Consider the following 13,428-nt stretch of genomic DNA (forward strand, 5'->3'; position numbering starts at 1 on the left):
CTCCTCAAATTCGGCGCGGCGCCAGCCATGCCAGCGCGTGAACGGCAAATGGATGCGCGCGCCGGGGTAGACGCGCAGCAATTTGTTGCAGGGCGGCGATATCCTCCGGCGGCACGGCATTCAGCAGCCGGAGCGCCAGGCCGTAGACCAGGATGCCGGCGATGACGGCGCTGGCGAGGCCGGGAATACCGGGCAGCACATGAACGAAACCGTAGGCCGCGGCGGCGCAGAGCGCGGATGCGCCGGTCACCTTGGCGAGGCTAACGAACATGCTGTGCATCGAGCCTTCGAATTCCATACGGCGCACCATCAGCACGCACATGGCGGTGAAGGCGAGCAGCCGCACCAGAGCGCCACCTTCGCCGCCATAGAGAGGCACTGCGATGAAGCAACCGACGACCATGATGGCGCTGGCGACGCCGCCGATAATGGTACGCTCACGCATGCGGTCGATGGAATAGAGATATTGCGTGCAGATCTGCATGAAGACGTAAGGGGCTGCGGTCAGCGACAGCAGCGCCACCATGCCACCGCTCGGGCCGAAGGGTTTGCCGAAGATCGTCACCACCAGCTCGGGGGCGATCGCCGCAAGGCCGAAGCTCATCGGCAGGGTGATATAGGAAATGGCGCGCGCCACACCTTCGAAGACATGGACCGGCAGCTTGCCCGACGCCTGCGAATGCATCTGCTCGGAGTAATAGGGCAGCAGGCTGCCGCTCAACTGTACCGGAAGCTGCAGCGCCAGATTGGCAAGCGACAGGCCGACAGCATAGAAGCCGACGGCTTCGATGCCCCAATAATGCTGCAGGAACACCAGCTCGATGCGATTCAGGAAGATCGAGCTGTTGATGAATTCGGCCGAGAGAATGAGCGAGGAACGGACGAGATAGCCAAGGCCGACGCCGCAACTGTTCCGGGGAGCGGCGGCGATCCTCAGGCTCGAGATGAACATCGGGATCTGACCGATGGCATAGCCGGCAAGGGCGCCGGTGACACCGAAGAAGATGGCGCCGAGAAGCACGGTGGCGAGCTGCAGCACCGAGCTGGTCAGGGTCATGCGGAAGAAAGCGCCGAGCTGCTGTTCGCCGACCAGATAGTTCTTGCTGTAGGCGCCGAGCGACTGCAGGACGAAAAACGCGCCGGTGATGACGATGATGGACGATGCATCGTTTGCCCAATGCATCCGCTCCGCTTCCCAATAATAGGCGGCATAGCCGGCAAGCAGGATCAGCGTCGACAGGATCGTTGGATGCAGGAGATAGGCCGCAAAACCGCGCCGCTCCTCCGTCGAATAGCCCTGGACCTTCAGTTGCGGCAGGATGCGCAGCAGCGTGATGCCGGTGCCAAGTTCGGCAACGAGCGCGCCCGTCGTCGTCAACCAGAGCGAAAAGGCGATGATGCCGTTGGCCTCCGGGCCAAGCAGGCGGGCCGCGATAATCGAACAGGCAAAACCGGTCGCCAGCAGGGTCAGCCCCGCCGCTGCGTTCAACGCCGAATTCGCCATGATGCTCTTCGTCATGAAGATTACCGTTTTCCCAGGTCGCAGAAAGTGGCCGCAAATGTCCGGCTCTTCATGGAATAGCGTCTGCTGTATTTCATATGCCTTAATATTTACCGTCTATTCCTAATGTAACTTTCATTTTTACTTCAGCTAATATGCGATATCCCCATATTGGCTGGCTTGCCGTTTGTTCGGAGGGTCCTCCTTGTTCAGCCTCGTCGTCTGCACGATCGACCGTTTCGACCAGTTGGAAAGGCTGTTTCTGTCGCTGATGAATCAGCGCCAGAGGGATTTCGAGGTGATCCTCGTCGATCAAAATCCGGACGATCGGCTGTTGGAGTTGATCGGAAGCTTTTCGCCCTCTTTCGCGATCCGCCATATCCGTTCGCCCAAAGGCCTTTCGCGGGCACGCAACAATGGGATGGCGGCAGCGAATGGCGACTATGTCTGCTTTCCCGACGATGACTGCTGGTATGAGCCGGATACGCTGGAGATGGCGGAGCGGCTGTTCGCCGAGCATCCCGAGCTTGCCATCGTCACCGGCCGCACGCTCGATGCCGGCGGCTTGGCCTCCGTCAGCCCGACGGGCGAAATCTCGCTTGCGGTGACGCGCTGGAACTACCTGAAGTGCGGCAATTCCAACAGCATCTTTGTGCGCCGTGCAGCACTGCCTGATATCGGCGGCTTCGACGAGAATCTCGGGGTCGGTTCGGACTCGCCGTTCCAAAGCGGCGAGGAGGCGGATTTTCTGTTGCGGGCGCTTGCTGCCGGCAAGCGGCTGATGTTCTTTCCCGAATTGATCGTTCATCACGATCAGGTCACCAGTGAATACGGTCCGCGTCAGATCGAGCGGGCGCGCAAGTATGGCCGCGGCTTCGGCGCGCTGATGCGCAAGCAGCGCTTTCCGCTCGCCTATGTCGGCTATCGCCTGTGCCGGCCCGTCGCCGGCTGGCTGGCGGCGCTGGTACGATGCAGGGCCGATACGGCCCGTTACAAGCGGGCCTGGCTGATGGGCATTCTGGAAGGTTATGCGACCTGGCCGCGGTGGGGCAGGGGCTGATGCCGTTCGCCGCGCGGCGTCATGGCTTCGGCATAAGCATCGATATAGCGCTGCGCGACCTCATCCCATGCATAGGCGCGGGCGTCATGAATGAGTTCTTCCCTGAGGCCGAGGCCTTCGGCCCCTAAGCGTGCGAAAGCGGCGGCTAGGGCGTCGGCAGCAGTTTCCGGATTGGAAAAATCGGACAGCATTAGCATCGGATGGGTCTCGGCGAGCGCCTTGTAGGCGTCGTTCGTGTGCAGCACCGGCAGCAGGCCGGCACTCATCGCCTCGATCGCCACAAGGCCGAAGCCCTCATATTCGGAGGCCGAGGCGAAAATCGAGGCGCGGGCGATGATGTTGCGGATGGCGCAATTGTCGATCGATATATGTAGCGACACATGGCGGCCAAGGTCGCGGACGGCAATTTCCTTTTCCAGCGTCGGCTGATCGAGATCGGAGACGGCGCCGATAATGTCGAGATGCCAATCCGGATTGCGGGCAGCAAGCACCTTCATGACATCAAGCATGCGGTCGAGCCGCTTGTTGACGGAGAAACGACCGATGGTGACGATGCGGCGGCGGGCTTCGAGCGCGGCGCAATTGGCGAATTTGCCGACATCGGCGCCGTTTTCGATCAGGCGGGTGCGGCGGCCGGCGATGCTGGAAAACAGCCGTTCGTCCGACAGGCTGCAGCAGATGAGCTCAGCGTAGGCGAGGGCGGAAAGCCGGGTTGCGGTGTTGAACCAGAGCTTCTTGATGGCGACATATTTCGGCGTGTGGAAGAAACCGCCATGGGTGGTGGCAACCATCGGACGGCCATGGAACAGCTTGCCCCAAGCAAGTGCGTCGAAGAAGAAATCGACGGCATGGACGTGGATGAGGTCGGCATCGGCGATATGCTTGAACACCTGCGGCGCCAAGGGATAACGGCTGGAGCCGGACCAGGGGATGCGGACGATCTCGATATCGTCGATCGTTTCGGCCGGCGCCAGTTCGCGGGTGGGATCGGAGAACAGGCTGTTGCAGGTGACGACCCGGACACGATAGCCGCGGCCGATCAACTGCCGGCAGAGATTGGCAACCACGTCTTCCAGCCCGCCCTTGTTGGGCAAAAACTGGCGCACGACATGCACGATCAGCGGTCCCGCGGCATTCTGTGCCTGAATATCCGAAATAGCCGATGTCATTGACCCGCCCTCGATCCCTAAGCCGCGCAAAGCCGCGGCGATCAGGCGCACGAAGGCGCCGTCTCTTGATCAGCGCGCAAAGCACATCATCTTGCCGGTTAAAAAGAGCTTAATTGCGGACGAGAGGCCGCGGCGTTTCAAGCAAGAGGGTTAATATCGGAGCGTTCCGTTAGGGAAGGTTGGGCTTGTCAGGCGGGTGTTGTTTTGTGCCCGGCGGCTCCGGGCCCCTCACCCTAGCCCTCTCCCCGCAGGCGGGGAGAGGGGACTGCTTCGGTGTTCGCGGCGTGACCGTGCTCCTGGACACAGAACTCTGTATGCCCCCTCGCCCCGCTTGCGGGGAGAGGGTTGGGGTGAGGGGCCATCTCGGAAAGAGAGGCATAACCCGTCACTCAATCGGACCTCTCAAAACGCCCGGAACGTCAATGTGGTCAGCGAGCGGACGATGCCGGGGATATTGGCGATGTTGTCGTTGATGAACTTGCCGATATCCAGCTCGTCCTTGATGTAGACCTTCAGCAGCAGGTCGTAGTCGCCGCTGGTGGAATAGAGTTCCGAGACCAGCTCCGTCTGGTAGATCGCATCGGCGACCTCGTAGGTCTTGCCGGGGGCGCATTGGAGCTGAACGAAAATGGGCTTCATGAGATTGTCCTGGTTCTGTCCGCGACCGCGATGGCGGCTGTCTTGACTCTGTCCCGGCCGCGATGGCGGCCGCCGCTTTGCTCTATAATGGTCGAAAGCGGCGTGGCCATGCAAGTTTTTCTCTATCCACCGGATGTCGTTGTTCCTGCTTCCGCAAGTCGGGAGGTGGCGCTAGATTGGCCGGATTCTTTTAGGCAATTGGATCGACTCGATGCTGAATGACCCTCGCTCTCACGGACTCTGGGAGAAAACTGCTCCGCCGCCGCCTGCGACAGAGCCGCTTGCCGGCGATGTTTCGGCCGATGTGGTGGTGGTCGGCGGCGGCTATACGGGGCTCTCCTCGGCACTACATCTGGCGGAAGCTGGAACCAAGGTCGTGCTGCTGGAGGCCAATGAAATCGGCTTTGGCGGTGCAGGGCGCAATGTCGGCCTGATCAATGCCGGCATGTGGGTCATGCCCGAAGACCTGCCCGGCGTGCTCGGCCCGGTCTATGGCGAAAGGCTGCTGGAGCTTCTGGGCGATGCGCCAAAGCTGGTGATGGCGCTGATCGAGAAACACGGCATCGCCTGCGAGCTGGAGCGCAACGGCACTTTGCATTGCGCCGTTGGATCCGAGGGGCTGAAGGAGATCGAGGAGCGTGCCCGTCAATGGAGCAAGCGCGGTGCCCCGGTCACCGTCCTCGATGCTGGCGAGACGGCGCGGCGGGTGGGGAGTTCTGCCTATGCGGGGGCGTTGCTCGATATGCGGGCCGGCACATTGCAGCCGCTGGCCTATGTCCGCGGTCTGGCGCATGCGGCGGCCAAGGCCGGTGTTGTCATCCACACCGGCAGTCGCGTGACGGCGACCGAGAAGAACGGTGGGCGATGGATCGTCGGGACTGCCGGCGGCACTGTCAGTGCGGATTGGATCATCGTCGCGACGGATGCCTATAGCACCGGCCCCTGGGAACAGGTGCGCAGTGAGCAGGTGCATCTTCCCTATTTCAATTTCGCCACCGTGCCGCTTGGCGACAACCTGCGCAAATCGGTCCTGCCGGGACGCGAGGGGGCGTGGGATACGAAGGAGATCCTGTCGTCCTTCCGCATGGATCAGGCCGGCCGCCTTGTCTTCGGCAGCGTCGGGGCATTGCGCAATACCGGGCTCGCCATCCACAAGAACTGGGTGCGACGTTCGCTGAAGAAGCTGTTTCCGCAACTCGGAGACATCGCCTTTGAAAGCGAGTGGTACGGCAAGATCGGCATGACCGACAACGCCCTGCCGCGCTTCCACCGATTTGCGCCGAATGTCGTCGGCTTTTCCGGCTATAATGGGCGTGGTATCGCGCCCGGCACGGTGTTCGGCAAAATATTGTCCGACCATGTTCTCGGCCGCGTTTCCGAAGCCGACCTGCCGTTGCCGCCGACCGATCCCAAAGAGCCCAGCTTTCGGGCGTTGAAGGAAATGTGGTACGAAGCCGGCGCCCAGGCCGCGCATTTTGTTGGCGCGAGGGGCTGAAGCGCCGTGAGTTCGTTTGAACGCACAAGGGTCGCTCCGGTCCGCGTGCGAGTGACGTCCTGGGGACGGGAACTGGACCATCAAAACAAGAAGAGGAAGACGACATGACCGCCACACTCGATCTCGCCGCCGAGACAAAGGCAATCCTGACCGAACTCAGCGTTGCCGCCGATCGTTATACGGGCGGAACACTTGCCGTCACCTCACCCGTGACCGGCGCTGAAATCGGCCGGCTCAGGGAGCATTCGGCTGCCGAAGCGAAAGCCGCAATCGACAAGGCGCATGAGGCATTTCTCTCCTGGCGCGCCGTGCCGGCGCCGAAACGTGGAGAGCTGATCCGCCTGCTTGGCGAAGAGTTGCGTGCCGGCAAAGCCGCGCTTGGCCGCCTCGTTTCCATCGAAGTCGGCAAGATCACCTCCGAAGGTTTAGGCGAAGTGCAGGAGATGATCGATATCTGCGATTTCGCCGTCGGCCTGTCGCGCCAGCTCTACGGCCTGACCATTGCCACCGAGCGCTCGGAACATCGGATGATGGAAAGCTGGCATCCGCTGGGGCCGGTCGGCATCATTTCCGCCTTCAACTTCCCCGTTGCCGTCTGGTCGTGGAACGCAGCGCTCGCCATTGTCTGTGGCAATTCCACCGTCTGGAAGCCATCGGAAAAGACGCCGCTGACGGCGCTTGCCGTGCAGGCCTTGTTCGAAAAGGCGCTGAAACGCTATGTCGCCGAGGGCGGCGAGGCGCCGGCTAATCTCTCGACCCTGATCATCGGTGGCCGCGACGTCGGCGAAGTGCTGGTGGATCACCCGAAGATTCCGCTGGTTTCGGCAACCGGCTCGACAGCCATGGGCCGCGCTGTCGGCCCGCGTCTTGCCAACCGCTTCGCCCGCGCCATCCTCGAACTCGGCGGCAACAATGCCGCGATCGTCTGCCCGACGGCCGACCTCGACCTGACGCTGCGCGGCGTCGCCTTTTCCGCCATGGGCACCGCCGGCCAGCGTTGCACGACGCTGCGCCGCCTCTTCGTGCATGAAAGCGTCTACGATCAGCTCGTGCCGCGGCTGCAGAAGGCTTACGGCTCGGTCACCATCGGCAATCCGCTGGAAACGGGCACGCTCGTTGGCCCGCTGATCGACAAGCAGGCCTTCGACAAGATGCAGGCGGCGCTTGGAGAGGCGCAGTCGTCCGGCGGCAAGGTGACCGGCGGCGAACGCGTCGAAAACGGTACCGCCGATGCCTTCTACGTTCGTCCGGCCCTGGTCGAGATGCCTCAGCAGGCCGGTCCGGTCGAGCATGAAACCTTCGCGCCGATCCTCTATGTGATGAAGTACAGCGATTTCGACGAGGTCCTGGCGCTGCACAACGCCGTGCCGCAGGGCCTGTCGTCGTCGATCTTCACCAATGACATGCGCGAGGCGGAAGCCTTCGTTTCGGCGCGCGGTTCGGACTGCGGCATCGCCAATGTCAATCTCGGCCCTTCCGGCGCTGAAATCGGCGGTGCCTTCGGCGGCGAGAAGGAGACCGGCGGCGGCCGTGAATCCGGCTCCGACGCTTGGAAGGCCTATATGCGCCGGGCGACCAACACCATCAACTATGGCAGGACATTGCCACTGGCACAGGGCGTCAAGTTCGACGTCGAGTAAGGCGAGCATGGCAATCGTCGCGTTGCGATGAGGAGGGCGTGGGCGTAGGATCGCTTTCGCCCTCCTTAATCGTTCCAAGGTTCCTCCCCATGTATCTGTCGCTCGCCGAGGCCGAAACGCTGGTTGCTGAGGCGCTGCGGCGAAATCGGGTCAGTCCCGAAAACGCCCGTTCGGTGGCCGTTGCCCTCGTGGCGGCGGAGGCGGCCGGGCAGAGTGGGCACGGTCTGCGCCGCGTGCCCGCCTATGCCGCACAGGCAAAGATCGGCAAGACCGACGGCTTCGCCAAGCCGCAGCTCGTTCGGCCCTATCCTGCTGTGCTGCGCATCGATGCCGGCAACGGCTATGCTTATCCGGCGCTCGACCTTGCCGTTGCCGAGCTTTCGGTCATTGCCCGCGAGCAGGGGATTGCGCTCGCGGCCATCAGCCGTTCGCATCATGCCGGCGTCATGGGCCTCACCGTGGAGCGTTTTGCCGATCAGGGGTTGGTGGCCCTGATGGTTGCCAATGCCCCGGCTTCCATGGCGCCCTGGGGCGGCAAAAGACCTGTCTTCGGCACCAACCCGATCGCCTTTGCCGCGCCGCTTCCCGATGACGAGCCGATCGTGATCGATCTAGCGCTTTCGAAAGTGGCGCGCGGCAAGGTCATGGCCGCCCGGCAGAAAGGGGTGCCGATCCCGCCGGATTGGGCCTTCGACCACAGCGGCAAGCCGACCACCAATGCCGAAGAAGCCTTGGCCGGCACGATGATTCCCGCTGGCGATTCGAAAGGAGCAGCCCTCGCCCTCATGGTCGAGATACTGGCGGCTGGCCTGACCGGTGCCAATTATGCCTTCGAGTCCTCTTCGCTCTTCGATGATCAAGGGGCGCCTCCGGCACTCGGCCATATGATCATCGCGATCAATCCGGCAGCCACGAGCGCCGTCGACACGGCGCAGCGGCTGGCATTGCTGGCAAGCGAGATCACCCAAGATCCCAATGTCCGCCTGCCGGGTCGGCGCGGGCAGACGGCGCGGCGTCTTGCGCTAAGTGAGGGCATCGACGTCGAGGACGCAGTGATTGCCGCGATAGAGAGGCTTTGAACCGCCGACGGTGATGGTCGGGTGAATGTATTTTTTGCCGCGCTCTTGTGCACGGCCCCTCACCCCAGCCCTCTCCCCGCAAGCGGGGCGAGGGAGCTATCGCGCAAACAAGGCGCTACATGCATGAGGCTTGTACGCGTGAGAGGGTATTTGCTTGACTCGATCGTCCCCTCGCCCCGCTTGCGGGGAGAGGGCTAGGGTGAGGGGCCAGGCACATGGCTGCGACATTGATAGAGATGCCTGACGTTCACCCGCGATCCAAAGCTCAGGCGATCGCCGGCGCTGCCTGCTTTTCGTCCAGCCAGCCGCCGGTAAAGCCGGCGCGTTCCAGGCCGCGGCGCAGGATCGGCGATTGCCGCATCAGGTTCCAGATCAGCCCGGTGCGTTCGTTTTCGATCATCATGACGAGCAGGCCCTGATCGATGGCAACCGAACGGTCGTCGACCCAGCCTTCCGGGCCGGGACCCCTGACGCTCGGGTTGAAGCCACCGGGAAAGCGGCCGTCCAGCAACAGGTTCGGATAGGTGGCAAGGATAGCCCTGGTGCCATCGAGCGCGGCTTTGCGGTCGAACGGCAGACAGGATAGCGGCCCCCAGGGCGCAATCGTACCGTCGTCGGGACCGAGCGGCGCACCGCGGGCGGCATAGCCGAGAACCTTCGGGCTGTAACGCCGGCTGTGCTTGGTGCCCGTCGGGTTCGGGCCGTCGCAGGCCGAGAGCCCCCAGATGTCCTTAGCATAGCCGATGAAGTGGCCGGGGTTGCGGTCGGTGTAATCGCGTTGAACGGCGATGGCCGTCTGGGTGTTGCGGAAATAATCCGTATCCTTGTCGGCCACATGCCGGTCGGCAATGCCGCGAAAATCGATCCAGGCGTGCGAGAAGAGATGGATGAACAGCGGCCCGGCATAGAGATAGGGCGTGTCCTTGAACATCATCCAGGTATAGGTCGAGGCGAAGGCGTCGTAGCTCGAGGACGGCACGGAATGGGTGGTCGAAGCGAGCGCCAGCACATAAAGGAAGATCGCCTCGTCATAGCCCTGATAGCGCCAGCGCAGGAAACCGCTGCTCGGCTTCCAGCCCATGCTGATCGTTTGGCCCTTGTTCAGGGCCCAATGCCAATCGCAGCGCTCGTAGAGAAACTGCGCCTGCTTACGGATGTCCACTTCGTCCTGGTCGGGGCCGTTGAAATAGGCAGCCGCCGTCAAGACGCCAATCAGGAAAAGGCCGGTATCGATGGTCGAGAGTTCGCTGTTCCAGGCGCGGTTGCCGGTCGCCATATAGAGGAAGTGATAGTAGAAGCCGCGATAACCGGTGGCGCCGCGTTCTTCGCCCTGTTGGCTTTCGGCAAAGAAATTGAGTGTGGTCAGCACGCGCTCTGCCGCTTCCGCGCGGCTGATCCAGCCGCGTTCGACGGCGACGGGGTAGCTCGACAGTGCAAAACCAACGGCGGCGATGCTGCAGTGGCTCGTCTTGATCGACGTATCCGCCACCAGCCCGTTTTCCGGATTGGTGTAGAGCATGAAATAGTCGAAGGCTGAACGTTGCAAGCGATCGATCAGCACATCGTCGGCTTCGTTGGTCTGTTGCAGCATTGTCTGATCCATCTCCTCGGCGCCCCCCGTTTCTGCTGAGCACAAGAGCTCGGACAGTTGCAAATCAAAGATGATTGATGCTGCCACGCTTTTGTGGACGATTGTTTAAGATGGAAACGTCCGCCGGATATACCGGCAGGCGGCCGCCTCCAGAAAGCTCAATCATCGACAAGACGAATAGCCGCGAGCACTGCGTCCAGCAAACCATCGGCCGTTTCGTCGCCGGGAAGCGATCTGATCATGCCGTTCAGACGTCCCTCTAGCCGGAGCATAGCGAAGCCATGCACCAGTGACCAGAGGGCCGTCGCCTGTGCCGCCATCTTCAGCGGCGATGCCGATGTGTCTGATGTGCGGGCCTGGACGGCGGCCATAAGCGCCTGGCGCGCCGCGAGGGCGGCGCTTGCCGGTGCGGTAAGATTTACGGGGTGGTATCCGCAGCGCGTGCGGCGGCAATTGGCGGGACAGTAAATGCTCGCGCGCTTTTCGTCTTACCGAGCATGAGACATCCTGTTGTTTGGCTTAGCGGGAAGCCGAGTTTGGTTCTGGAAACTTATCCGGCCCGTCGAGTCTGACCTGCCTGCTCGGCGGCTTTTTCAAGGGTTTCTTCCGCCCACTGATTCAGGCTCTTGCCGGAAAGCTCGGCAGCCATGGCGGCACGACGATGAACTTCCGGGTCAACTCTGAACATCATCTTGCCGGAATAGGGCTTTTGCGGCTCCTTACCAATCTGATGACACGTAGCGACATAATCATCGACTGCCTCGTGAAAGGCTCTCTTAAGTTCGGTGACGCTTTCGGCATGAAAGCCGATAACGTCGGAAATGCCGGCGATCTTGCCGAAAAAGATTTCATCTTCATCGTCATATTCGATGCGGGCGTGATAGCCCTTGTAACTCATGGTGTTCACGGCCTTACTCCGATTTGGATCAGAAATTCTCTGGCATCACGAACTTGATATCGCTTGGCTTCCTTGTCCGGATGGGGGCGATGAAAGCTCGCAACCGCGCCATCTTTTTCGAACTTCACGCGCGAGCCACTTCCTTCGATGACATTTGCGCCTGTTGCGATGAGAAGACTTTCGATATCGGCCCAATCAATCGTGCCAGATATCGGGTTTCTGAAAACCGCGGCAAAAGTTCTGATCTGCTTGCTATTTATGCTAGCAATATAGAGGATGCTAGCAGAATATGCAAGCGGTAGGTTGAGTGCATAGCTCAGGTCAACCTAGCCTCCACCCGCTCCCTCAGCCTTTGAAGCGTCCGCCCGAAAATCCCATCGTCCCCGAGCGCTCTCGCGAGTGTCAGCGCGCCTTGGATGCCGACAACCGCTTCTTCGGCGAGCGCATTTGCTTCCGCCGTCGTGACGCATGCTCTCATCAAAGCGCCGGCAAGCGCTTCGATCCAACGGTAGAAATAGGCCTGGATCGCGCCTGCGAAACGGTCGCGTGTTTCGTCGAGTGCGAAGGCGCCGATGAGGCAGATGCGGCGGCCGGAGCGGAAATACGTGTCTGTCGTCTCCCACATGCGGGCGATGGCGGCGCGCGGGTCGTCCTCTTCGAGCGGCTTGAACATCTCGTTGACGAACCAGGCGTCGATGTTGGCCATGATCTCCGCCGCCATCTCCTCCTTTCCGCCGGGGAAGAAATGATAGAGGCTGCCTTTCGACAATCTGGTGCGCGCCGTGATGTTGCTCATCGATGCGCCCTCGTAGCCGAGTTCGCGAAAGACTTCGGCGACGAGGGTTATGGCATCCGATTTTTCGAAGATGGTGCGTGTCATCGCCTTCGTCTTAGAGCCCGAGATCGGACAGTCCCGGATGATCGTCCGGGCGGCGACCGAGCGGCCAATGGAATTTCCGATCTTCTTCCTTGATCGGCATGTCGTTGATCGAGGCGAAACGGCGCTGCATCAGGCCGTCAGCGTCGAATTCCCAATTCTCGTTGCCATAGGAGCGAAACCAGTGACCGCTGTCGTCGTGCCATTCATAAGCGAAACGCACGGCGATGCGATTGCCGTCGAAGGCCCATAGCTCCTTGATCAGCCGGTAATCCAACTCCCTGGCCCATTTGCGGGTGAGGAATTCGATGATTTCCTTGCGGCCGCGCGGAAATTCGGCGCGGTTCCGCCACTGGCTGTCTTCGGTATAGACCTTCGAGACACGTTCAGGATCGCGGCTGTTCCAACCGTCTTCAGCTAGGCGGACCTTGGCGATCGCGGTTTCGCGGGTGAACGGCGGCACGAGTGGGGTGGCCATGGCTTGCTCCTTTTAGACCGATGTAGCCACACTAGACCGATCGGTTTATAAGAGCAAGAGTGAGTTCAGCGCCTTCAAGAGGCTATCGCGCGAATTTCTTTGCACCGACGACGCAGCAGACAACGCCAAGGGTCACCGCAAGCATTGACCAACTGACGCTTTCCTTCAGCAGCGTGGCGGCGAGCGCCAAGCCGAAGAAGGGCTGCAGCAACTGCAATTGCCCGACGGCAGCAATGCCGCCCTGTGCCAGTCCGCGATACCAGAAGACGAAGCCGATCAGCATGCTGAAGAGCGAGACATAGATCAGGCCGATCCAGGCTGGCTCGCCGATGCCACCGATCGCCTGCGGCATGGTGAACAGGCAAAGCGCGATCATGACCGGCAGCGACAGGACCAATGCCCAGGAAATAACCTGCCAACCTCCCAGCCGGCGTGACAGCACCGCACCCTCGGCATAGCCGAGCCCGCAGACGAGGATTGCCGCCAGCATCAGCAGATCGCCGACCGGCGAGGCGGAGATACCCTGGGCGAGCGCATAGCCGCAGACGATGGCGCTGCCGATGGCGGAAAATAGCCAGAAGGCCGGCCGCGGCCGTTCGCCGCCGCGCAATACGCCGAATATGGCCGTGGCCAGCGGCAGCAATCCGATGAAGACGATCGAATGCGCCGAAGTGACATGCTTGAGCGCCAGCGCCGTCAGCAGCGGAAAGCCGACGACGCAGCCCAATGCCACGACGGCAAGGGGGATGATATCGCTGCGAACGGGCCGTTTCTCCCGAAAGGCAAGCAGCAGGCACAGCGCCAGAATGCCGGCGATTGCGGCGCGGGCGACCGTCAGGAAGACGGGATCGAAATCCATGACCGCCACCCGTGTTGCCGGCAATGAGCCGCTGAAAATCAGCACGCCCGTCATTCCGTAGATCCAGCCGCTTGTCGTCTTGTCCATTGCGATGCTCCAAGTTTGCTAGCCGGTATCGACGAAGTCGGCTGGTCATTCCAGA

General features: G+C 61.6%; 14 protein-coding genes. 4 read left to right on the forward strand and 10 right to left on the reverse strand.

The annotated features are described in order from the left end of the window. Positions 1 to 4 precede the first annotated feature (4 nt). Positions 5 to 1,519: a lipopolysaccharide biosynthesis protein gene (locus QD357_RS06770; RefSeq protein WP_107109706.1), complete on the reverse strand. Its 1,515-nt coding sequence runs from the start codon at positions 1,517 to 1,519 to the stop codon at positions 5 to 7. A gap of 187 nt (positions 1,520 to 1,706) precedes the next feature. On the opposite strand from QD357_RS06770, the gene QD357_RS06775 reads away from it, so the two are divergent. Continuing rightward, complete coding sequence (locus QD357_RS06775; protein ID WP_107109705.1) at positions 1,707 to 2,561, forward strand: glycosyltransferase family 2 protein; 855 nt, start codon at positions 1,707 to 1,709, stop codon at positions 2,559 to 2,561. Here QD357_RS06775 and QD357_RS06780 read toward each other — a convergent pair. Further along, positions 2,528 to 3,730, reverse strand: coding sequence for a glycosyltransferase family 4 protein (locus tag QD357_RS06780; RefSeq protein WP_107109704.1), 1,203 nt, complete (start codon positions 3,728 to 3,730; stop codon positions 2,528 to 2,530). The two genes, QD357_RS06775 and QD357_RS06780, sit on opposite strands and share 34 nt — an antisense overlap. 402 nt (positions 3,731 to 4,132) lie before the next feature. After that, positions 4,133 to 4,369, reverse strand: a complete 237-nt coding sequence (locus tag QD357_RS06785; RefSeq protein ID WP_107109703.1) for an Lrp/AsnC ligand binding domain-containing protein — start codon at positions 4,367 to 4,369, stop codon at positions 4,133 to 4,135. A gap of 211 nt (positions 4,370 to 4,580) precedes the next feature. Here QD357_RS06785 and QD357_RS06790 point away from each other — a divergent pair, with 211 nt between their 5' ends. The 3 genes from QD357_RS06790 to QD357_RS06800 all read left to right on the forward strand — a co-directional run bounded on the left by QD357_RS06790 (position 4,581) and on the right by QD357_RS06800 (position 8,583). After that, entirely contained in the window at positions 4,581 to 5,864 is a 1,284-nt protein-coding gene (locus tag QD357_RS06790) for an NAD(P)/FAD-dependent oxidoreductase (protein WP_107109702.1), read from the forward strand. Between the two features lie 104 nt (positions 5,865 to 5,968). Beyond that, complete coding sequence (locus tag QD357_RS06795; protein ID WP_107109701.1) at positions 5,969 to 7,504, forward strand: aldehyde dehydrogenase family protein; 1,536 nt, start codon at positions 5,969 to 5,971, stop codon at positions 7,502 to 7,504. Positions 7,505 to 7,593: 89 nt separating this feature from the next. After that, entirely contained in the window at positions 7,594 to 8,583 is a 990-nt protein-coding gene (locus QD357_RS06800; protein ID WP_107109700.1) for an Ldh family oxidoreductase, read from the forward strand. Positions 8,584 to 8,848: 265 nt separating this feature from the next. Here the strand turns inward: QD357_RS06800 and QD357_RS06805 are convergent, their stop codons facing one another. The 7 genes from QD357_RS06805 to QD357_RS06835 form a co-directional block, all read right to left on the reverse strand. Next, entirely contained in the window at positions 8,849 to 10,174 is a 1,326-nt protein-coding gene (locus tag QD357_RS06805; protein ID WP_107109699.1) for a glucoamylase family protein, read from the reverse strand. A 158-nt stretch (positions 10,175 to 10,332) separates the two neighbouring features. After that, a complete protein-coding gene (locus tag QD357_RS06810; protein ID WP_280951180.1) occupies positions 10,333 to 10,644 on the reverse strand; it encodes a TetR-like C-terminal domain-containing protein in 312 nt (103 codons plus the stop codon). Between the two features lie 80 nt (positions 10,645 to 10,724). After that, on the reverse strand, positions 10,725 to 11,081 hold the full coding sequence (locus tag QD357_RS06815; RefSeq protein WP_107109697.1) for a type II toxin-antitoxin system HicB family antitoxin: 357 nt from the start codon (positions 11,079 to 11,081) through the stop codon (positions 10,725 to 10,727). Beyond that, on the reverse strand, positions 11,078 to 11,332 hold the full coding sequence (locus tag QD357_RS06820) for a type II toxin-antitoxin system HicA family toxin (RefSeq protein ID WP_107109696.1): 255 nt from the start codon (positions 11,330 to 11,332) through the stop codon (positions 11,078 to 11,080). The genes QD357_RS06815 and QD357_RS06820 overlap by 4 nt, the downstream gene beginning before the upstream one ends. 56 nt (positions 11,333 to 11,388) lie before the next feature. Then, positions 11,389 to 11,952 (reverse strand): TetR/AcrR family transcriptional regulator, encoded by a 564-nt coding sequence (locus QD357_RS06825; RefSeq protein WP_107109695.1) that lies wholly within the window; start codon positions 11,950 to 11,952, stop codon positions 11,389 to 11,391. A gap of 10 nt (positions 11,953 to 11,962) precedes the next feature. Continuing rightward, the gene (locus tag QD357_RS06830; RefSeq protein WP_107109694.1) at positions 11,963 to 12,427 is read right to left on the reverse strand and encodes a DUF1348 family protein; all 465 of its coding nucleotides are present in this window, start codon (positions 12,425 to 12,427) and stop codon (positions 11,963 to 11,965) included. Positions 12,428 to 12,509: 82 nt separating this feature from the next. Then, a complete protein-coding gene (locus QD357_RS06835; protein ID WP_107109693.1) occupies positions 12,510 to 13,373 on the reverse strand; it encodes a DMT family transporter in 864 nt (287 codons plus the stop codon). Between the last annotated feature and the right edge of the window lie 55 nt (positions 13,374 to 13,428).

It is taken from the genome of Rhizobium sp. BR 317 (assembly GCF_047445835.1).
Lineage (GTDB): Bacteria > Pseudomonadota > Alphaproteobacteria > Rhizobiales > Rhizobiaceae > Rhizobium > Rhizobium paranaense.